16 protein-coding genes are annotated in these 20,747 nt (G+C 72.3%); 8 read left to right on the top strand and 8 right to left on the bottom strand.

Annotation, left to right across the window (positions count from 1 at the left end; translation table 11 throughout):
* On the top strand, positions 1–1,069 hold a 1,069-nt coding region (locus JQX11_RS07035), incomplete at its 5' end, for a KR domain-containing protein (protein ID WP_204924122.1).
* 11 nt (positions 1,070–1,080) lie between these two features.
* Positions 1,081–2,595 carry an FAD-dependent monooxygenase gene (locus JQX11_RS07030; RefSeq protein WP_204924121.1) on the top strand — a complete coding sequence of 505 codons (1,515 nt, stop codon included), beginning with the start codon at positions 1,081–1,083 and terminating at the stop codon, positions 2,593–2,595.
* Positions 2,596–2,661: 66 nt separating this feature from the next.
* On the opposite strand, the gene JQX11_RS07025 is transcribed toward JQX11_RS07030, so the two are convergent.
* Positions 2,662–2,913, bottom strand: a complete 252-nt coding sequence (locus tag JQX11_RS07025) for a phosphopantetheine-binding protein (RefSeq protein ID WP_204924120.1) — start codon at positions 2,911–2,913, stop codon at positions 2,662–2,664.
* 20 nt (positions 2,914–2,933) lie between these two features.
* Positions 2,934–3,893, bottom strand: coding sequence for a ketoacyl-ACP synthase III family protein (locus tag JQX11_RS07020; protein WP_204924119.1), 960 nt, complete (start codon positions 3,891–3,893; stop codon positions 2,934–2,936).
* Positions 3,894–4,515: 622 nt separating this feature from the next.
* Here JQX11_RS07020 and JQX11_RS07015 point away from each other — a divergent pair.
* Complete coding sequence (locus tag JQX11_RS07015; protein ID WP_204924118.1) at positions 4,516–7,509, top strand: AfsR/SARP family transcriptional regulator; 2,994 nt, start codon at positions 4,516–4,518, stop codon at positions 7,507–7,509.
* Positions 7,510–7,661: 152 nt separating this feature from the next.
* On the opposite strand, the gene JQX11_RS07010 is transcribed toward JQX11_RS07015, so the two are convergent.
* Positions 7,662–7,910 (bottom strand): hypothetical protein, encoded by a 249-nt coding sequence (locus JQX11_RS07010; RefSeq protein WP_204924117.1) that lies wholly within the window; start codon positions 7,908–7,910, stop codon positions 7,662–7,664.
* A 419-nt stretch (positions 7,911–8,329) separates the two neighbouring features.
* On the opposite strand from JQX11_RS07010, the gene JQX11_RS07005 reads away from it, so the two are divergent.
* The 5 genes from JQX11_RS07005 to JQX11_RS06985 all read left to right on the top strand — a co-directional run bounded on the left by JQX11_RS07005 (position 8,330) and on the right by JQX11_RS06985 (position 15,260).
* Positions 8,330–9,115 (top strand): AfsR/SARP family transcriptional regulator, encoded by a 786-nt coding sequence (locus tag JQX11_RS07005; protein ID WP_204924116.1) that lies wholly within the window; start codon positions 8,330–8,332, stop codon positions 9,113–9,115.
* Complete coding sequence (locus JQX11_RS07000) at positions 9,112–9,888, top strand: thioesterase II family protein (protein WP_204924115.1); 777 nt, start codon at positions 9,112–9,114, stop codon at positions 9,886–9,888. The genes JQX11_RS07005 and JQX11_RS07000 overlap by 4 nt, the downstream gene beginning before the upstream one ends.
* Before the next feature lie 183 nt (positions 9,889–10,071).
* Positions 10,072–10,923: a hypothetical protein gene (locus tag JQX11_RS06995; RefSeq protein WP_204924114.1), complete on the top strand. Its 852-nt coding sequence runs from the start codon at positions 10,072–10,074 to the stop codon at positions 10,921–10,923.
* The gene (locus JQX11_RS06990; RefSeq protein ID WP_204924113.1) at positions 10,920–14,030 is read left to right on the top strand and encodes a non-ribosomal peptide synthetase; all 3,111 of its coding nucleotides are present in this window, start codon (positions 10,920–10,922) and stop codon (positions 14,028–14,030) included. The genes JQX11_RS06995 and JQX11_RS06990 overlap by 4 nt, the downstream gene beginning before the upstream one ends.
* Before the next feature lie 12 nt (positions 14,031–14,042).
* Entirely contained in the window at positions 14,043–15,260 is a 1,218-nt protein-coding gene (locus JQX11_RS06985) for a cytochrome P450 (RefSeq protein ID WP_204924112.1), read from the top strand.
* Between the two features lie 281 nt (positions 15,261–15,541).
* Here JQX11_RS06985 and JQX11_RS06980 read toward each other — a convergent pair whose 3' ends face one another.
* From JQX11_RS06980 to JQX11_RS06960, 5 genes are all read right to left on the bottom strand, one after another.
* Entirely contained in the window at positions 15,542–15,757 is a 216-nt protein-coding gene (locus JQX11_RS06980) for a DUF5988 family protein (RefSeq protein WP_232377272.1), read from the bottom strand.
* 163 nt (positions 15,758–15,920) lie between these two features.
* Complete coding sequence (locus tag JQX11_RS06975; RefSeq protein ID WP_204924110.1) at positions 15,921–16,955, bottom strand: 2-oxoacid:ferredoxin oxidoreductase subunit beta; 1,035 nt, start codon at positions 16,953–16,955, stop codon at positions 15,921–15,923.
* Positions 16,945–18,825, bottom strand: a complete 1,881-nt coding sequence (locus JQX11_RS06970; RefSeq protein ID WP_232377448.1) for a 2-oxoacid:acceptor oxidoreductase subunit alpha — start codon at positions 18,823–18,825, stop codon at positions 16,945–16,947. Before JQX11_RS06970 ends, JQX11_RS06975 begins: the two co-directional genes overlap by 11 nt.
* 27 nt (positions 18,826–18,852) lie before the next feature.
* Positions 18,853–19,701 carry an alpha/beta fold hydrolase gene (locus tag JQX11_RS06965; RefSeq protein WP_204924109.1) on the bottom strand — a complete coding sequence of 283 codons (849 nt, stop codon included), beginning with the start codon at positions 19,699–19,701 and terminating at the stop codon, positions 18,853–18,855.
* Positions 19,702–19,780: 79 nt separating this feature from the next.
* Positions 19,781–20,695 (bottom strand): NAD-dependent epimerase/dehydratase family protein, encoded by a 915-nt coding sequence (locus JQX11_RS06960; protein WP_204924108.1) that lies wholly within the window; start codon positions 20,693–20,695, stop codon positions 19,781–19,783.
* Positions 20,696–20,747: the final 52 nt, after the last annotated feature.

Genomic DNA, 20,747 nt, shown 5'->3' with positions numbered 1-20,747 from the left:
CACCGCCGGCACCCTCCACGACACCCCCCTCACCACCCAAACCCCCCACACCCTCCACACCACCCTCACCGCCAAAATCGACACCACCCACACCCTCCACACCGCACTCCAACACCACCCCGAGGTGAATCTCGTCGTCTTCGGCAGCGCCACCGGGACCCTCGGCAACGCCGGCCAGGCCAACTACGCCGCCGCCAACACGTTCCAGGACGCGCTGACGCACCACCGGCACACCATGGGGCTGGCCGGCACGACGATCGCGTGGGGCCTGTGGCACACCGAGTCGGGGATGGGGGCCGGCCTGCAGGAACAGGACCTGCAACGGCTCAGCCGGATCGGCGTACGGCCGATGGACGTCGCCGACGGCCTGGCGGCGCTCGACGCGGCCGTCACCCTGGGCCAACCGGTGACCGTCGCGATGGGGCTGTACCTGCCCACCCTCACCGCGCGGGCCCGCGACGGGCTGCTCGCGCCGCTGTTCCGGGCGTTGACCGGGCCGGTCGGCGTGGACGCGTCGCCGCAGGACGCGCCGGCGGCGGTCCGGCCGCTGCCCGAACGGCTCGCCGGGCTCACCGACGCCGACCGGCACGACCTGCTCCTGACCCTGGTCTGTGAGAACGCGGCGATCACCCTGGGGCATGCCGGGGCGGCGGGCATCGCCCCGGAGCGGCAGTTCCGGGACCTCGGCATCGACTCGCTCACGGCGGTGGAACTGCGTAACCGGCTCGCCACGGCGACCCAGCTGCGGCTCTCGGCCAGCCTGATCTTCGACCACCCGAGCCCGGCACAGCTGGCCCGGCACCTCGGCGACCGGTTGACACCGCAGGAGCGGGACCCGTTCGCGGTGCTGTTCGCCGAGTTGGACCGGTTGACCTCCGACCTGTCGGCGGCGGCACCGTCCGCCGCGGCGATGGGCCGGCTGTCCGGCCGGCTGGCCGGTTTCCTCGACCGGGTGGAGGAGCAGCGGTCCGCCCTGGTGGCGGAGACCGGTGACGAGGTGACCGCGATCTCGACGGCGACCGACGACGAGATCTTCGACCTGATCGACAACGAACTCGGCATCGGCTGAAGGAGTCGCACATGACCGCACCAGTGATCATCGCCGGCGGGAGCCTGACCGGGCTCATGCTGGCGCACGAGCTGGCCCTGTGGGGGATCGACGTCGTCGTGCTGGAGCGCAGCCCCGACCTGACCGACGAGTCACCCGGGCAGGCGATCAACACCACCACCGCCGAACTGCTCGACCAGCGGGGCCTGCTCGCCGGGCTGCGCGGGCACGTCTCCCCCGTGCAGGGCACGCACTTCTCGCTGATGTGGCTGGACATGTCGGCGCTTTCCGGCCGGCATCTGCCGGCCATGCTGCTCGGGCACCAGTTCATCGCGCGGCGGCTCGACGAGGCCGCCGTGGCCCGTGGGGCCGATGTGCGCCGGGGCCACCGGGTGACGGCCTTCACCCAGGACGACGACGGCGTACGGGTCCGGGTCGGCACCGCCGACGGCGAGTACCACCTGCACGGCAGCTTCCTGGTGGCGGCCGACGGTGAGGACAGCACGGTGCGCGCGGCCGCCGGCATCGCCTTCCCGGGCGCGGGTCCGGCGAACTGCGGTCTGGTGGCCGACGTCGAGATCGCCGTCGCGGAGCTGGCCCCGGAACACCGTGGGTCACGGTTCTGCCCCGGTGGGGGCGTCTACTCGGCGGTGCCGGTCGGGCCGGAGCTGCTGCGGGTCATCACGGCGGAGTTCGACGTCGCGTCCCCCGCCGACACCGCGCCGACGACAGCCGAGCTGCGCGCGGCGGTCGCCCGGCTCACCGGCGCGGAGTTGCCGGACGCGCCGGTGCGCTGGGTACGCCGGTACGGCGGGCAGACCCGGACGGCGGACCGGATGCGCAGCGGCCGGGTCTTCCTGGCCGGCGACTCGGCGCACACCTTCTATCCGTTGGCCGGTCTCCGGCTCAACCTGTGTCTGCAGGACGCCGTCAACCTGGGCTGGAAGCTCGCCGCGGAGCTGTCCGGCTGGGGTCGGCCCGGCCTGCTGGACACCTATCACGAGGAGCGTCACCCGCAGGCGGTACGCGCGGCGGATGCCACCGACGCGCAGCTCGCCCTGATCCATCCGATCGACCGGGTGACGCCGCTGCGCGGCCTGTTCGTCGAGCTGCTGCGGCTGCCGCAGGTGAACACCTACCTGCTGGAGCTGTCGACCGGGCTCGACGTCCGGTACGACGTCGGGGTGGAGCCGTGCGGCCCGGTTCCGGTGGGCCGCCGCCTGCCGCACGTGCCGCTGGCCGGCGTCCGACCGCTGGCCGGTACGGCGGGGGGCTCGGCGACATCGACCTGCGTGGCCGACCTGCACCATGCCGGGCGCGGCGTCTACCTGGACCTCGGCGGCCGGACGCCGGTGCCGACCCGGCGCACCCTGGCGGCGCTGGGCGACCGGGTCGACGCGGTTCGCGCGGAGCCCACCGGGGAGATCCTGGCGGATGCCGTCCTGGTGCGTCCGGACGGTCACGTCGCCTGGGCCGGGGATCCGGTCTCGGATGCCGAGGGGCTGTCCGGCGCGCTCAAGTCGTGGTTCGGTGAGCCGGCCGGGTGACCGGTCGTGCCGTACGAGCGGCGCCCCCGGCCGGTGGCCGGGGGCGCCGCTCGTACGGCGGTCGGGTCAGGGCGCGGTGACGGTGCCGGCGAGCTGCTGTGACCAGGCGGTCACGGTGGGCGCGGCGGCGAGGTCACCGAAGCGCACGCTCATCCCGGCGCGACGCCAGCCGTTGACCAGCCGCATCAGTTGCAGGGAGGTGAGTCCGAGCTGGACCAGGTTGGCGTCGTCGCCGATGGCTGCGGCGTCCAGGCCGATCACGACGGCGATCGCCTGTCGGATCTCCTCACGTGTGGTGCCCGCGGTGTCCTGCTGCACGATGGGTCCTTTCCGTCGACTCAGCGATACTCTTCGATGATCTTGATTACGGCGCAGCCGACCTCGATGCCGACGCCGACGGCGAGCAGCAGGACGTGGTCACCCGGGCCGACGGCTCCGGTGGTCACCAGGTGGTCCAGCGCCAGGATCTGGTCGCTGGCGCCGCAGTGTCCGACCGTACGGCTGAAGTCCCACACGGTCTGCGCGTCGGTGATCCCGAGGGGGTCGAAGATGCCGTTCTGGAGCTGGTCGAGGGCGACCCCGCTGTGTGCGATCCGGGCGATGCCGGCCATCGTCACACCGGCCTCGTCGAGCACCCGGTCGACCGTCTCGGTGACCAGGTCGCCGAGGTGGAACACCGGCGGGGTGACGCCGTTGGCCCACTGCTCGGCCCAGTAGCGGGAGCGCGATTCGAGGTCGACCTGCCGCCCGGTGGTGATACTGGGCGGGAAGAGCGGTTCGCCGCCGCGGTGCAGGACCTCGGCCGCCGGGTTGGACGCCGAGCCGACCGCGAGGAGTTCGGCGAAGCCGCCCCGGGTGGACAGCAGGGCTGCGCTCGCGCCGTCGGCCAGCACGTAGTGCGAGCTGATCCGCCAGCGGTCGACGACCGGGGTGGAGAAGTTGTCGGCGGCGGTGAGCAGGACGGCGGTCGACCCGGGGTCGGCCATCAGCTGCGCGGCCGCCAGCCGCAACGCCGACAGCATCCCGTTGCAGCCGTGGTGGATCTCCAGCGCCGGCACCGCCCGGACGCCGAGTGTCTCGTGCAGGATGTAGTGCGGGGCGGACCAGGTGTCGGGCCCCTGGTAGTGGACCGGGCAGTGCATCAGCGCCGCGACGTCCTCGGGGCGGTGGGCCGAGCGCTTCATCGCCTCCGCGGCGGCCTGGAACGCCATGTCGGGGGCGGGCGTGTCCGCTGACACCGCGATCGAGTGCAGGTCGCTGTGGATGCGGTTCCCCTCGTCGTACCAACCGCGTTTCACGGCTTCTTCGGTGGTGATCCGGTCCGGCAGATACGTGCCGACACCAGCGACAAAGACGTTCCGGACTTTCATTGCCACCCGCTTTCGGGAAATGGTGCGGCCAACATCCCCAACGGTCCTCGACCTGCCTAACGGCGACCTAAAGAGGATCTTGGTAGGGGCCCGTACCGCCGCAGCCGCACCGCCGGGCAGCGGATCGACGGCGACGCCGCCACCCCTCCCCCGGCCCGCCCGTCGTCCCGGGGCCCGCATTTGTGGCTGACATGCAGGCGTCGGTGCTTGCGGGGAGGCTTTTCGTGAGGGAGAGTCACCGAACGGGCGAGTCGCATCGCCGACAGAAGACACCCGGCCGAAACACTTCCGTGCACATCGTTAGCGGTACCCCTGCACCGCTGGACGGTTCCGGGCCCCGAAGCCCTTCGGCAAAATTCTCGGAACGGTCTTAACGACCATATCGACAACACGGGATAAAGCAGGTTGACACCCTCGCTGAAACATGATTAATTGCGATTCGTCACATCTCTTGGGGAGGGATACGTTGGCATCCGGTGATGATCGGGAGGCGTTGATCACCGCCGATCAACCAATTGTCTTCAAACTCCTCGGTCCCCTGGAAGTGTGGGTGGACAGCACCCGCGTCCCGCTCGGCGGCACCCGGCAGGAACTGGTGCTCGCGGCCCTGCTGCTGGCCACCGGATGCGTCGTCACCCTGCAACAGCTCGTTCAGGTCGTCTGGGAGACGCACCCGCCGTCGACGGCGGCGCACCAGATCCGGAAGATCGTGGCGGACCTGCGTCGGCGGCTGCCCGCCGGGCTGATCGTCACCGACGGGCCCGGCTACCGGATGGTCATCCACGACACGGCGGTCGACCTGCAGATCTTCGAGAAACAACTCGTCCGGGCCCGGGCCGCCGAGGACGACGGCCGCCCGACCGAGGCCATCGACGCCCTGACCACCGGCCTGTCCCTGTGGCGCGGCGACGCGCTGAGCGGCATGAACGGCCTCACCGTACGCACCGCGGCGGCCCGCGCCGACGAACGTCGTCTGATGACCGTCGAACGTCTGATCACCCTGCAACTGGAGATCGGCGAGGAGGGCGACCTGGTCGGCCAGCTCCGGGCGCTGGCGGCCGAGCACCCGATGCGGGAACGGTTGCTGGTCCTGCTGATGACCGCGCTCTACCAGAGCGGGCGGCAGGCCGAGGCCCTCCAGGTCTACGCCGACGCCCGGCAGTCGCTGGCCGACCAGTTGGGCATCGATCCCGGGCCGGAGCTGAGCCGGCGGCACGAGCAGATCCTGCGCAACGACCCGGCCCTCGACCCGCGTGCCGCCACCCGCGCGTCGGTGCCCACCGTCCGGGTCGTGACCTCGTCGAGCCGCCCGATGACGATCCCCCGGGACCTGGTCGACTTCACCGGGCACGACGAGACCCTGGAGACGCTCGTCGGCTTCGCCCGGCCGGACGCCACGGCGCTGACCCTCGTGTCGATCAACGGGATGGGCGGCGTCGGCAAGACCACCCTGGCGATCCACGCCGCGCACCGGCTGGGCAGGGAGTTCCCCGACGGGCAGCTCTTCCTGGACCTGCACGGCTTCACCTACGGCCGGGACCCGGTCGACCCGGTCGAGGCGCTGGGCGTCCTGCTGCGTGCGGTGGGCACCCCGGGCGAGCAGCTCCCCACCGACCAGGTCGGCAGGTCGGCGCTCTGGCGGGCCACGACCGCCGACCGGTCGCTGCTGATCCTGCTGGACAACGCCAGTAGCGCCCAGCAGGTCATCCCGTTGCTGCCCAGTTCGGCCACCAGCCTGGTGCTGATCACCACCCGGTCGCGGCTCAACGGATTGGACGGGACCCACTCGGTCACCCTCGATCCGCCGCTCGACGACGAGGCCAGCGCGATCGTCCACCGCCTGCTCGGCGACCGGCACCCGGCGACCGAGGCCGAGGTGCAGGCCCTGGTCGAGGCGTGCGGCCGGCTGCCGCTGGCCCTGCGGATCGCCGTGGCCCGGCTGCACAACCGCCCGAAGTGGACGCTCAGCTACCTGATCGGCCGGCTGCGCCGCGAGGGGCGGCTCATGCGGGAACTGGTCCTCGATGACCGCAGCGTCGCGGCCAGCATCGGCCTGTCCTACCACGGGGTCGGCCCCGACCACCAGCAGATGTTCCGCCTGATCGGGCTGTTCCCCGGGGAGAGCTGCGACGCGTACACGGCGGCGGCCCTCGCGGGCGTCCCGCAGGAGCGGGCCGAGCAGATCCTGGAGGACCTGCTCGACTCGCAGCTGCTCATCCAGCGGCAGGTCGACCGGTACGAGATGCACGACCTGGTCCGCAACTTCGTCCGTACCGTCCTCGCCCAGGACGAGGACGAGAACACCACCGCCATCCACCGGCTGCTCGACTACTACGTCGTCACCGCGGAGACGGCGGCGAACCGGGTCCAACCCGGCCGGTTCGTGACCGAGGCCCGGGTGCGGTACCCACCGCAGGACGTGGCGCCGCTGGCCGACCAGGCGGAGTCGCTGGAGTGGTTCGAGGCCGAGCGGCGCAACCTGCTGGCCGCGATCGACCTGGCGGCTGACCGGGGACACGACTTCCACCTGTGCCACCTGCCCCGCACGATGGCCTTCTACCTCTACGTCCGGGGCGAGATGCACGAGCACGTCGCCACCTTCCGCAAGGCCGCCGCCGCCGCCCGCCGGATCGACGAGCCGGTCCACGAGGGACTCAACCTGATCAACGTGGCGATCGCGCACTGGTATCTCGGGGAGTTCACCGAGGCCCTGGAGTGCTACGCCGACGCGCTGGCCATCGCCCAGGACACCAACGACACCGTCGGCGAGGGCACCTGCCTGGGGCGGATCGGCATCGTCTGCGCCAGCATGGGTCGCTTCGAGGAGGCGCTGAGCTACCAGCAGCGGGCGCTGGCCATCCACCGCACGATGGGCAGCCAGGCCGAGCAGGGCAACGCGCTGAGCAACATCAGCCAGTTGCAGAACGTCCTCGGGATGCACGCCGAGGCGGTGACGAGCGCCCGGGAGGCGGTGCGCCTGCTCGACGGCCGCGACCAGCCGGCCGATCTCGCCTCGGCGCTGACCCGGCTCGCCTCGGCGCAGAGCAACCTGGGTGAGGGGTCGGCCGCGCTGGCCACACTGACCCTGGCGACCGTCCCGGTGCAGACCACGAACAGCCGCCGGGCCCGCGCCATGCTCGAAACGCGGTACGCCGAGGTCCTGATGCGGCTGGGCCGGCTCGCGGAGGCGGAACGGCACGGCCTGGCCGCGCTGAGCCTGCTGGGCGGCCTGGAGAACCCGGCGCTGCGCGCGGAGGTGGAGAACGTCCTCGGTCGGGTCCACACGGAACGGGGCGACTTCACCGGCGCCCTGGCCCGACACCGCAGGGCCCACGAGAACGCCGACCGGATCGGGCTGCGCCTCGAACAGGCGCGCGCGCTCGACGGGATGGGACGCGCCCACGCCGGCCTGGGTGACTTCGACCGGGCGGTGACGGACTGGCGGGCCGCGCTGAGCCTCTACCAGGTCATGGGCACCACCGGCGACGATCTGGAGCAGCGCCTCGGGTGTCTGGAGCAGTCCCGGTCGGCCGTGTCGCACTGACCGGCGGATGCGGTGCCGGGCGGTCGCCGTACCCGGGGCGCGTCCGCACCCCGCAACAGCGCCGCCCGATTACATCGATCAAGGTAATTACCATAGGGGAGCGTCGTGGTGATTTGCCACGACTCGTTGACGTAATTCGGGCGGCGAGCGCCTCAGCGCGGGCCACCATTGTCGAGCAGCGGCCCGTCGGCGACCGCGACAACGGCATGACCCTCCGGACCGGCCACCACACGACCGGGGTCGGCGGCGGATCCGGTGGCGGCGAAGGCCCCGACGGCCAGGCACAATGCGACAGCGGCCCGACCCAGAACGCGGATCTTGAACATGACATTCCCCCGGTGCTCGTCGGTCGTTTTGACAATGCCACTGTCACAACCGTCGCTACCGGAACGATCCCACATCGGTCCCGGCGAATACCATTGTGATCCCGGATCGCGAGGACGACAACACTGCCGCACTTATGGGCGCATGACGCAAAACGCATTCAAACCCATCGGTTGTGGCGACTCCGGCCGATGCGGTAGACATGGTGTGCCCGCCACGGCCGGCGCCGCCCTCTCCCCCGCGGCCGATGCCGACCGGTGACGGGCGTCCCGTCGCCTCCCGCGCGTCGACCGCACCGGCATACCCACCGCGAAGTGCGGCAACCCGGCAGGCGGGAACGGATCGGGACCGATTCGGTATCGGCCTGCGCCACAGTGGTGTGGTGACTTCGGTTGACCCGACGGCGGACTGACTCGCCACCACAGCGCCGGCACTCCACCCGATGCCACGTACCGCCGACACCGAGCCGGCGGACGACTCGACGGGGGGAACATCCGTGAAGTACGAGATCCTTGGCGAGATCCGGGTCCATGGCGTCAGCGGTGTCGTCACACCCCGTACCCGCAAGACCGAGACCCTGCTGGCGGTGCTGCTGGCGAAGACCAACCAGATGGTCACCTCCGACCAGTTGCTGAACGAGATCTGGGGCGAGGATCCCCCCAGCCGGGCCAACGACGCGCTCTACGTCTACATCTCGCAGCTCCGCAAGGTGCTGCGCGGCAGCGGCCACCACGCCGCCATCGTCACCCGACCCCGGGGGTACACCATCCTGACCGACGCGGGCGACCTCGACGCCGACGAGTTCCGTCGACTCGCCCACCTCGGCCAGCAACTCCGTCGCGCCGGCCAGTTCTTCCCGGCGGCCCAGACGCTGCGCCGGGCGCTCCGGCTCTGGGGTGGGCCCGCCTTCAGCGGGCTGATCGACAGCCCGGTCGTGTACGCGTACGCCACCCTGCTCAACGAGCTGCGCATCGAGTGCCTGGAACAGCTCATGGAGATCGAGCTGACCCTCGGCGGTCACCGCGAGATCGTCGGCCAACTCTCCGCGCTCATCACCGAACAGCCCCTGCGCGAGAAGCTCTACCAGTACCTGATGCTCGCCCTGCACCGTTCGGACCGCCGGGCCGAGGCGCTGGCCGTCTTCCACACCGCCCGCCAGCGGCTCGACATGGAGATCGGCATCGAACCGTGCCAGGCCCTGCGCGACCTGCACCAGCACATCCTGCAGGACCGCGACCTCGGGTCGTCGATGCTGGTCAGCCCGCTCGCGGCGGCGTCGTGACCACGACCGCGGCGAACGTGCCGTACCGCACCGACGAACCCGACCTCTGGCTGCGCCGGTTCGGCACCCGCAGCAGCGGCGGCCCCACCCTGATCTGCCTGCCGCACGCCGGCGGCGCGGCGACCTTCTTCCGGCCGCTCGTCGGGCTGCTCGCCGCCGAGGTGGACGTGACGTGCGTGCAGTACCCCGGCCGCCAGGACCGCCGCGGCGAGCCACCTGTCGACACCATCGACGCCCTGGCCGACCTGCTGACCGAGGTGATCCTGCCGACCGTGCGCGGGCCGGTGGCGTTCTTCGGGCACAGCATGGGCGCGATCCTCGGTTTCGAGGTGGTCCTGCGCCTGGAACAGCTCGGGGTCGCCCCGCTGCGGCTGTTCGCCTCGGGTCGCCGGGCGCCCGGGGTGTCCCGGCACGAGACGGTCCACCTGCGCGACGACCGTGGGCTGCTGGCCGACGTCGCGGAACTCAGCGGAACCGAGGACGACGTCTTCGCCGACGAGGAACTGACCGCGATGGTGCTGCCGGCCATCCGGGCCGACTACCGGGCGATCGAGACGTACGCGCCCCGGCCCGGGGTGCCCCGGCTGCGCTGCCCGGTGACGGCGCTGCACGGCACTTCCGATCCCCGGGTGGACCTCGCCGACGCGCGCGCGTGGGCGGGCCACACCGACGGCGGGTTCCGGCTGCAACCGTTCCCCGGTGACCATTTCTTCCTGCTGCGGCAGTGGACTCCGGTGGCCCGGGCGATCCGAACGGATCTGCGGCTGGGCTGACCCTCCTCGACACGGACCGGCCCCGGTGCGAAAAGGCAGCGGGGCCGGTCGAATCGCGTTCCCTCCTATTGTCCCGGGCGACAAAGATCGACACCGATCGATGCATGACGGGCTTTAGAACGGTTTCAGCGACCCGCCATAGCGTTCGCCGGACGGACAATGGAGCGAGGGGACCGACACACGATGAACGAATCGACCACCTGGCGAGCATTGACGACAGGCAGCACCGACGAGGTCGTCCTGGCCATCGACTTCGACGCCACCGGCCGCCCGGAGGCGCGGTTCGCCGACCTGGCACCGCACCTGGGACCGGATTCCACCGTGTGGGAGACCGTGCCACTCGGGATGGACGCGCTGGCCGGACCCACTGGCGAGGGATACGTCAAGCGCTGGGCCGACGAGGTCCGCGCCAGCGGCCGTACGGTGACGGCGGTCATGGGGTTCTGCGCCGGTGGCGCACTGGCCCCGGCCCTGGCGGCGCAGGTCGGCCAGTGGCAGCCGGAGCCCCCGCTGATCCTGTTCGACCCCGAGACCGTCACGCCGCTGACCATGTACTGGCAGTTTGCGAAGATCATCGAGGTGGCCACCTCGTCGCTGACGCCGGCCGAGCTGGACGAGGCGCGCGAGGCGGGCCGGCAGGCCCAGCGCGACCTGGGTGACCTGGAGCCGCTGGCGGACCGGCTCAGCGAGATCTTCGGACAGGTCGGCGCGGTGGCCTTCCCCCGGCTCGGCCTGGACGCCACCAGCGCCGCCGAGGTGGTCACCCTGTTCCGCTCCTTCATCAGCTACCTGTGCGCCGCCGGCCAGTTCGACCCGCTGCCGGCGTGGTCCCGGGCCACGGTGCTCACCTCGGCGAGCCCCACCAGCGGTCTCAACGGCTACCGGACGATCAACCCGCAGGCCCCGACGAACCTCGCCGGCGACGAGATCACCTTCTCGGTCGGGCACGCCGGCATGCTCGCCGACGCCACGGTCGCCGCGACCACCCGGGAGCTGCTGGCCCGGACCCGGGTCCTCGGGGGAGCGCGGTCGTGACCGGGCCGGCCGCCGCCACCCGCAAGGAGGAGGCACTGTGGATGCTCGACCAGCTCGTCCCGGGTTCCGGCGTCAACAACCTGGCGGTGGCCCTCGACGTCGAGGGTGAACTCGGCGACTGGGAGCTGGAGGAGACCCTCGCCCGACTGCTGGCCCGGCACGCCACCCTGCGGACGGTCTTCCGCGACACCCCGGCGGGGCTGCTACGGCACGTCCTCGGGTCGACCGAGATCACCGTCGCGCTCGACCAGCACGAGGTCGCGCGGGCCGACCTGGAGGAGCTGCTCACCGCCTACGTGGGCAGGCCGTTCGCGATGGACGGCAGCCCGCTGCTGCGCGCCGGACGGTTCCGTACCCCCGACGGGGACGTGCTCTGCCTCGCCGTGCACCACCTCAACTTCGACGCCCTGTCCTCGGTGGTGCTGACCGAGGAACTGGTGGCCCTCTACACCGCGGTCTCGGAGGACACCGAGCCGCCCGCCGAACTGGCGCAGCCGGCACCGGTCTGCGTGGAGACGGCACCGAGCCAACGCAGCCTCACCTACTGGCGCGACCAGCTGCACGGGTTCGACCCGTCCGGGCTCGCCCTGTGGTGCGAGGGGCCGGACGTGGCCCAGCCGACCCTCACCGGAGACCGGGTCAGCGCCCGCCTATCGGCCGCCGCGTACGACGCGGTACGTGCCCTCGCCCGCCAACTGCGGGCACCGGAGGCGGTCATCCTGTACGCGGCGTACAGCCTGCTGCTGTCCCGGCACGGTGCGGGCCGGGACGTCGTCGTGGGCGCGCCCGCCTCGCTGCGGACCGCCGAGAGCAGCCGGGCCGTCGGCTACCACATCAACACGTTGCCGCTGCGGCTGCGCATCCCGCCGGGCGTCACCTTCGCCGACCTGGTCGGGGAGGCCCGGGGGGTGTTCCTCGCCTCGATCATCCACCGCGAGGTGCCCGTCGAGGCGCTGATGGCACAGTTCCGTCCGGCCGCCGGCTCCTGGCGTAACCCGGTCTTCAAGCACCTGTTCAACTACGTCCCGGACGAGGGGCAGGCCAGCTACGACCTCGGTGGGCTGCGGGCCGAGCGACGCATCGTGGAGAACGGTTTCAGCAAGTTCGACCTGGAGTTCTTCGTCGTCTCGACGGCCGGCGCGCTGGACGTGCGGGCGGTCTTCTACACCGAGGTCCTCGGGCGGGCGGACGTGACCGCGATGCTGGCCCGGTTCGACGCACTGCTGGTGACGCTCGGTCGGCGCAGCGGGGAGCCGGTCGACGCGCTGCCGCTGCACGCCCCGACGGACCTCGCCACCATCGACACGGCGAACGCGACCACCCGTCCGGCGCGAAGCCCCTCGGTGCTGGCGGCCATCGCCGACCGGGTCGCGGCGGCCCCGACGGCGGTCGCGGTCCGCGACGGCGACCGTGCGGTGTCGTACGCCCAGATCTGGGCGGCGGCGGACCGCACCCGCGCGGCCCTGCGCGCGGCCGGTGTGGGTCCGGGCGGGGTGGTCGCCCTGCTGGGCCGGCGGGGTCCGGAACTGCTCGGCGCGGTCCTGGGCACCTGGCTGGCCGGGGCCGCCTACCTGCCGGTCGACCCGGCCCACCCGTACCAGCGGATCGTCTACCAGCTCGACGACTCGGGCGCGGGGGTGGTGATCGCCGATCCGGGCACGCCGGTGCCGGAGGCGCCCGGCCGGGTGGTGCTGCACCCGGTGGAGGTCGCCGACGTCGACCCGGCACCGGTCGGCCCGACCGCCGACGGGTTCGCCGCCGGCGAGGACCCGGCCTACCTCATCTACACCTCCGGGTCGACCGGACGCCCGAAGGGCACCTGGATCACCCACCGGGCGCTGGCCAACCTGATCGAGCACTTCGTCGACCTGCTCCGCGCCGACGCCCGCACCGCGACGCTCTGGCTGACCACGTTCAGCTTCGACATCTCGGCGCTGGAACTCTTCCTGCCCCTGGTCTCCGGCGGGTCGACGGTGGTCGCCCCGGACGCCGCCCGCACCGACGGGCAGGTGCTGCTGGACGTGCTGCGGCGGCACCCGGTCGACATCGTGCAGGCGACGCCGACGACCTGGCGGCTGGTGGCCGAGCAGGCGGGGGACGTCCTGCGCGACGTCCGGCTGCTCAGCGGCGGCGAGGCGCTGCCGGCCGGGCTGGCCCGTCAGCTCGGCGGGGCCGGTCGGGAACTGCACAACGTCTACGGCCCCACGGAGACGACCATCTGGTCCACCGCGGCGCTGCTCGCCGCCCCGTTCACCGGGCCCGTCCACGTCGGTGCGCCGATCGCGAACACGCAGGTCTTCATCGCCGACCCGGAGGGCCGCGAGCTGCCGGTGGGCCTGCACGGCGAACTCTGCATCGCCGGTGAGGGGGTGGCGATCGGCTACCACCGCCGCCCGGAGCTGACCGCCGAACGGTTCGGCGGGCACGAGCGGTACGGGCCGTTCTACCGCACCGGGGACCTGGCCCGCTGGCGGCCGGACGGCACCATCGAGGTGCTCGGCCGGATGGACCGTCAGGTGAAGCTGCGGGGCAACCGGATCGAGCTGGGCGAGATCGAGTCGGTGCTCGGCGAGCATCCGGCGGTCGACGCGGCGGCGGTGCTGGTGCACGGCGGCGCCGACGGCACGCTCGTCGCGTTCGTCGTCGGCCCCGACCCGGACGACGCCGTCCACGACGACCTCTGGCGGCACGCCATCGGGGTGCTGCCGCACGCCGCGGTGCCGCAGGAGTTCATCGTCGTGGCGGGCTTCCCCACCACCGGCAACGACAAGGTCGACTATCCCGCGCTGGGCCGGCTCGCCGAGGACCGCAGGCGGCGGGCGCGCGAGGCCGCACGCCCGACGGCGGCCAGCGGCGACCCGGTGCTCGACGAGCTGATCACCCTGTGGCAGGACCTGCTCGGCCATGCCGACGTGCACGCCGGGTCCAACTTCTTCACCGCCGGGGGGCACTCGTTGCTCGCCGCCCGGCTCGTCCAGCAGGTCGAGGCCCGGCTGCGGGTCCGGCTCGCGCTGTCCGACATCTTCGCCAACCCCACGCCGATCGCGCTCGCCGAGGGCGTACGGGCGGCCCAGCGGCAGCGCCTCGACCGGGTCTCACTCAACTAAGGAGCATCCACCATGACAATCACCAGCGACCTGCCCGTCGTCGACCTGCCCGCGTTGCCGTTCGAGCGCGACCAGTTCGACGTCAACGGCATCGCACCGCTGTTCCGCGAGCTGCGGGACACCCAACCGATCGTCCGGGTGCGTACCTCGGCCGGTGACGAGGCGTGGCTGGTCACCCGGTACGAGGAGGTCAAGACGCTGCTCAACGACCCGCGCCTGGGCCGCTCCCACCCCGAGCCGGAGAAGGCGGCCCGGGTCGCCAACGCGGCCGTGCTGACCGGGCCGCTGGGCACCCCGGACAAGGAGGTCGCCGCCCGGCAGCGGTTCCGGCGGCTGATCGGGCCGTCGTTCGCCGCCCGCCGGGTGGAGAAGCTGCGCGGCCAGGTACAGGAGATCGTCGACCAGCTGCTCGACGATCTCGCGGCGAGCCCGCAGCCGGCCGACTTCCACGAGGCGCTCTCGTTCCCGCTGCCGGTGCTGGTCATCTGCCAGTTGCTGGGCGTGCCGACGGAGGACCGCGCCGAGTTCCGGCACTACTCGGCCGGCGCCACCGCGCTCGACGACCCCGCCGCGGCGAAGGCCGCCTGGGAACGGCTCGTCGCCTACATGTACCGGCTGATCGACATCAAGCGCGCCGAGCCGGGCGAGGACGTCTTCTCCGACCTGCTCGCGGTCGCCGAGCAGGAGAACCTCAGCGACGACGAGATCGCCCGGATGGGTGCCGGCCTGCTGTTCGCCGGCCACGAGACCACGGTCACCCGGCTGGACCTCGGCACCCTGCTGCTGCTCACCCACCCCGACCAGCGGGAGAAGCTGCAGAACGACCTGAGCCTGGTGCCGTCCGCGGTCGAGGAGATGCTGCGCATGGTCGCCCCGTCCACCCAGGACGTGCTGCCCCGCTACGCACACCAGGACATCACGGTCTGCGGCACCGACGTGCCGGCCGGTGACCTCATCCTGCTCGCCTTCACCGCCACCAACCGGGACCCGGACGTCTTCGTCGACCCGGACCGCTTCGACATCACCCGCGACTCCGACCGGCACATCGCGTTCGGGCACGGGCCCCGGTTCTGCATCGGGTCGAGCCTCGCGCGGGCCGAGTTGCAGTGCCTGTTCGCGACGCTGCTCGTCCGCTTCCCCAATCTCCAGCTCGCTGTCCCCCCAGCCGAGCTGGAGTTCCGCGATTTCACCCTCACCGGTGGCGTAACTTCCCTTCCCGTCACCTGGTGAGCTGAACGCGCGGAACCCACTGGCACCGCCGGCCACGTCCCGCCGGCGGTGCCAGTGTCGCGTCCGGGGCACGTCACCGGGACGCGCGGAACCCCGGGGAGGCGGCCGCCGGCCCATGCGGACCCCGGCCCATACGGAACCCCACTCCCCCACCTGCCCCCGTCGTGCAGCGGCTCACCCGGCCGGCCGGCGGCTCGCCGGGCCCGGCCGGCGGCTCGGGCGCGAACAGCGCGGTGGCCGCCATCCGGGGGATGATGGCGGCCACCGCGGGTGGGGGAAGGTCACTCGGCGATACGGGTCTGCGCCGTCCAGCGGTAGATGACGACGTCACCGTCGACCGCCGTCAGCGACTCGTCGGTGCGCTCGAAGTGCTCGTAGCCGCAGCCGTACTGGACTTTGATCTTCGGCTCCAGGCTGTTGACCAACCGGGCCCGAAAGTCGTCGGGGAAACCGTTCGGGCCGCCCTCGAGACGAACCCTCACCTGCGACGTGGTCATGGCCATACCTCCGGCTCTGTGCTGTCGACGGGCTGTGCGAAACGGTGGGGTCGGGGAGCGCCGGTGCCGACGCCCCGGCCGGTGACGACGCCGGGCCGGTCACCGGCCCGCACGGGCCGGGAACGTCCTCGGCCCCGTCCGTGTCGTCTGCGGTGCACGGCGATCAGCCGATCGTCCAGGTGTCGCCGCTGTCGAGCAGATCGGTGAGCATCCGCGTCGGGTCGCCGGGCCCGGTCGGGGTGGCGTGCGCGACCTGCGCGCGCACGGTGTCGTCGTAGCAGGGCCGGTCGACGGCGCGGAACACGCCGACCGGGGTGGTACGCAGGTCGGATCCGGAGAGCCGGGACAGCGCGAACGCGTACGCCGGGTCGGTGACCGACTCGTCGTGCACCACGATCTCGCCGGGCGGCACCTGCGCGGTGGGGCGGACGGCGAGGCCGAACCCGCCCGGCGGATGCGTGACGCAGAACCGGCCGTCCGTGCCGAACCGGATCGGCCCGCCGTGGGTGAGCCGGATCAAGTGGTCGTCACGGACGTCCGGGTCCTTCAGTGGCGCGAAGGCGCCGTCGTTGAAGATGTTGCAGTTCTGGTAGATCTCGACGAACGCCGAGCCACGGTGGGCCGCGGCGGCCCGCAGCACCGACTGCAGGTGCTGACGGTCGGCGTCCAGGGTACGGGCGACGAAGCTCGCCTCGGCGCCGAGCGCGAGCGAGAGCGGGTTGAAGGGCGTGTCGGGTGAACCGACCGGCGTCGACTTGGTGGTCTTGCCCAGTTCGGACGTCGGCGAGTACTGCCCCTTGGTCAGCCCGTAGATCCGGTTGTTGAACATCAGGATCTTGAGGTTGACGTTGCGGCGCAGGGCGTGGATCAGGTGGTTGCCGCCGATCGACAGCGCGTCGCCGTCGCCGGTGACCACCCAGACCGACAGGTCGGGCCGGCTGACGCACAGGCCGGTGGCGATGGCCGGCGCGCGTCCGTGGATCGAGTGCATCCCGTAGGTGTCCAGGTAGTACGGGAAGCGCGACGAGCAGCCGATGCCCGAGATGAAGACGATGTTCTCGCGCGGGATGCCCAGCTCCGGCAGGAACCCCTGCACCGCGGCGAGGATGGCGTAGTCACCGCAGCCGGGGCACCAGCGGACCTCCTGGTCGGACCGGAAGTCCCGGGCGGTCAACGACAGGGCGACCTCAGGCATCACCGATCACCCTCTCGAAGGCGTTCTCCAGTTCGCCGGTGGTGAACGGCGAACCCTCGACCTTGGTGTGGGACACCACGTCGACCAGGTACCGGGCGCGCAGCACCCGGGCGAGCTGCCCCAGGTTCATCTCGGGGACGACCACCCGGTCGTAGCGGGCCAGGACGTCGCCGAGGTTCGCCGGCAGGGGGTTCAGGTGCCGCAGGTGGGCCTGCGCCACGGCGTGGCCGCGCCGGCGCAGCGCCCGGCACGCGGCCGTGACCGGCCCGTACGTCGAGCCCCAGCCGAGCACCAGCACCCGGGTGTCCGGGTCCGGGTCCTCCACCTCGACGTCGGGCACCGGGATCGAGGCGATCCGGGCCGCCCGGGTACGCACCATGAGGTCGTGGTTGGCCGGGTCGTACGAGATGTCGCCGGTGCCGTCGGCCTTCTCCAGACCGCCGATCCGGTGCGCCAGTCCCGGCGTACCCGGCACCGCCCACGGCCGGGCCAACGTCTGCGGGTCCCGCAGGTACGGCAGGAACCGGCCGTCCGGGCCGTTGGGCTCCCGGGCGAAGCTGACCCGCAGGTCGGGCAGCCGGGACACGTCGGGCAGCAGCCACGGCTCGGAGCCGTTCGCCACGTAGTTGTCCGACAGCAGGATGACGGGGGTGCGGTAGGTCAGGGCGATCCGGGCCGCCTCGATCGCCGCGGCGAAGCAGTCCGCCGGCGTCGCCGGGGCGATCACCGCCAGCGGCGCCTCACCGTGGCGGCCGAACAGCGCCATGTCCAGGTCGGCCTGCTCGGTCTTGGTCGGCATGCCGGTCGACGGACCGGCCCGCTGCACGTCGATGACGACCAGCGGCAGTTCCAGCGCGACCGCCAGGGAGATCGTCTCGCCCTTGAGCGCCACCCCCGGCCCGGAGGTGGTGGTCACCCCCAACGCCCCGCCGTAGGAGGCGCCCAGGGCCGCCCCGACCGCGGCGATCTCGTCCTCGGCCTGCATGGTGGTCACCCCGAACCGCTTGTGCTTCGACAGCTCGTGCAGGATGTCCGAGGCGGGCGTGATCGGGTACGCGCCGAGGAACACCGGCAGCTCCGACCGGACGCCGGCCGCCACCAGCCCCAGCGCCAGCGCCGCGTTGCCGGTGATGTTGCGGTACCTGCCGGGCGGCATCGGGGCCGGCGCGACCTCGTACCGGACGGTGAAGTCCTCGGTGGTCTCGCCGTAGTTCCAGCCGGCCCGGAAGGCGGTGACGTTCGCGGCGGCCAACTCCGGGCGGGTGGCGAACTTGCGTTCCAGGAACCGCAGGGTCGACGCGAACGGGCGGGCGTAGATCCAGCTCAGCAGGCCGAGCGCGAACATGTTCCTGGCCCGTGCGGCGTCCCGCTTCGACACCCCCGTCTCGGCGAGCGCGCCGAGGGTCAGCGTGGTCAGCGCCACCGGATGGACCTCGTACCCGTCGAGCGAGCCGTCCTCCAGCGGGTTGGCCCGGTAGCCGACCTTCGTCAGCTGGCGTCCGGTGAACTCGTCGGTGTCGACGATGATCGCCGCACCGCGCCGCAGGTCGGCGAGGTTCGCCCGCAGCGCGGCCGGATTCATCGCGACCAGGACGTCGGGCGCGTCGCCGGGGGTGAGGGCGTCGACGGCGGAGAAGTGGAGCTGGAAGCTCGACACGCCGGGCAGGGTGCCGGCCGGTGCCCGGATCTCGGCCGGGAAGTTGGGCAGTGTCGCGATGTCGTTGCCGAGCTGGGCGGTCTCCGAGGTGAACCGGTCCCCGGTGAGCTGCATCCCGTCGCCCGAGTCGCCCGCGAAGCGGATGACCACCCGGTCGAGCCGCCGGACCGGCGTCTGCACCGGAGCAGCACCGGTCGTCGTCGTGTCGTGCACCATCGTCGTCATGGTTCCGCCTCCCGAGCGTCACACGCCGAAACTGGAGAGCACCTCGCGCAGCCGGGCGGCGAAGGCGCGGGGGTGGGTGGTCAGGCCGGCGTGCCCGCCGGGGAACTCCGAGGTCGCCACCCCGAGGTGGGCCGCGAGGCGTTCGGCGGCGACGTATCCCCACACGCCGCGCGAGTCCTGCCCGGCGGCCGGGACGACCCGCGTCGGCCCGGTCTTCATCGCGTCCAGGTCGTCCATGTCGAGCCGGTACTCCCGGAACGCGGGCAGGTCCCGGGACAGGAAGAACTCGATGTTCGCGGTCCGCCGTTCGTCGGGCGGCGGGGGCATGGCGACCCCCGGCTCGGTCGCCAGCCGGCGGAAGTCCACGCCGTTGAGCGCGCCCAGGCGCAGCAGTGCCGGCAGGCCGCCGGCACCCCGGTGCAGCTCCTCCGCCTCGTCGAGGCCGGCGTTGACCGTGCGGCACAGGTCGTCGGCCAGCAGGTCGAGGATCGGCGGCTCGTGCGTGACCAGCACCCGGACCTGTTCCGGGTGCCGGGTGGCCAGGTGCAGCCCGGTGAGACCACCGATGCTCGAACCGAACACCACCGCCGGCTCCGAGGTCACCTCGGCCAGCAGCCGGTGCACGTCGTCGGCGTGGGTCTCCACGGGCACCGGGCGGCCGTCGTCGGGGTCGATGACGCTGCGCGACAGGCCACGCCGGTCGTAGGTGACCACGGTGTACGCCTCGGCGAGCTGCGCGACCAGACCGGCCGCCCGGTCGGCGTCCCCGTCCCCGCCCTGGAGTATCAGCAGCACCGGTCCGGAACCGCAGATCTGGTAGTACAGGTTGGCGTCCGGAACCCGAAGCGTGCGACCGATCTCACTCATACGCCCGATCGTCGCGGGCGGACCTAACGCGAACCTTGCGTCCGGCTGTCGCGTCCCGGGGCACCCGCCGGCGGCGGTGTCAGCCGGTGGGGGCGAAGGTGTCGCGCAACGCCGGTTCCAGCGACCGGCCGGTGGTGGGTTCGACGAACAACTCGGTCAGCAGCAGGTCGGCGAGGTGGGTGGGGTTGAGACCCGCCTCCCGGCGCGCGAGAGCGTGCAGCAGTCCGCCGCAGCCCAACGCGGCACGGACGGCGGGGGCGGGCAGGCGGCCGACCCGGCGCGGCCGGCCGACGGCGTGGGCGATGCGGGTCATCATGGCCGCCCAGGTGAGGTTCTCGTCGGCGACCGGGACGTCCTCGCCCCGGGCCTGTTCGAGCGCGTCGGCGGCGACCTCGGCCACGCTGCGCGCCGAGGCGGTGGCCGTTCCACCGACGGGGACCGCCAGCGGCACCCGGGACCGCGCCCACCGGTCGAGCGGACCGGCCCAGTTGGGCAGCCGGTCGCCGGCCCGGCCGAAGACGAACGGCAACTCCAGCACGGCGACCGGCAACTGCGGACCGGCGGCGGCGCGTCCCTCGGCGGCCTGTTCCCGCCGGCACTTGATGTAGACGTGCCGGTCCGCCAGCCGCCACTGCGGATGCCGCCGGTCGAAGAAGGTGTAGTACGACCCGGTCAGTACCGCCCGGGTGAGGCCCTCGGCGCGGGCGGCGGTGAGCAGGCGTACCACCGGGTCGACGAGTTCGCGGCGCAGCAGCGGGTGGATCGGCCGGGGCAGCACCCGCTGTTCGTCGGCCCGGGTGGCGAGGACGACACCGTCGTGGCCGGCGAGCAGCGGCCGCAGGTCGTCGGCCGAGGCGGACTCGACGTCGAGCAGGTGGTCGACACCCGGCCGGGCGGTACGGGCCACCGTGGTCACCCGGTGTCCCCGCCCGCGCAGCACCTCGACGACGTGCGCGCCGATCAGACCGCTACCACCCACCACGAGGATTCTCACGTCTCATCGTCCACTGCGGACCGGGCCGATTGTCAAGCCACGCACTCCGGTC

Origin of the sequence: Micromonospora humida, assembly GCF_016901255.1 — a bacterium.
Classification (GTDB): domain Bacteria; phylum Actinomycetota; class Actinomycetes; order Mycobacteriales; family Micromonosporaceae; genus Micromonospora; species Micromonospora wenchangensis.
The sequence above is the reverse complement of the archived record's forward strand: the minus strand, read 5'-3'. Positions and strand labels throughout refer to the sequence as shown.

Bases quoted from the DNA above. Each gene is read 5' to 3' on its own strand.
- JQX11_RS07030 (WP_204924121.1), top strand. From the start codon at position 1,081: ATGACCGCACCAGTGATCATCGCCGGCGGGAGCCTGACCGGGCTCATG.
- JQX11_RS07010 (WP_204924117.1), bottom strand. From the start codon at position 7,910: ATGTGGGATCGTTCCGGTAGCGACGGTTGTGACAGTGGCATTGTCAAA.
- JQX11_RS06995 (WP_204924114.1), top strand. From the start codon at position 10,072: ATGAACGAATCGACCACCTGGCGAGCATTGACGACAGGCAGCACCGAC.
- JQX11_RS06985 (WP_204924112.1), top strand. From the start codon at position 14,043: ATGACAATCACCAGCGACCTGCCCGTCGTCGACCTGCCCGCGTTGCCG.
- JQX11_RS06980 (WP_232377272.1), bottom strand. From the start codon at position 15,757: ATGACCACGTCGCAGGTGAGGGTTCGTCTCGAGGGCGGCCCGAACGGT.
- JQX11_RS06970 (WP_232377448.1), bottom strand. From the start codon at position 18,825: ATGGTGCACGACACGACGACGACCGGTGCTGCTCCGGTGCAGACGCCG.
- JQX11_RS06965 (WP_204924109.1), bottom strand. From the start codon at position 19,701: ATGAGTGAGATCGGTCGCACGCTTCGGGTTCCGGACGCCAACCTGTAC.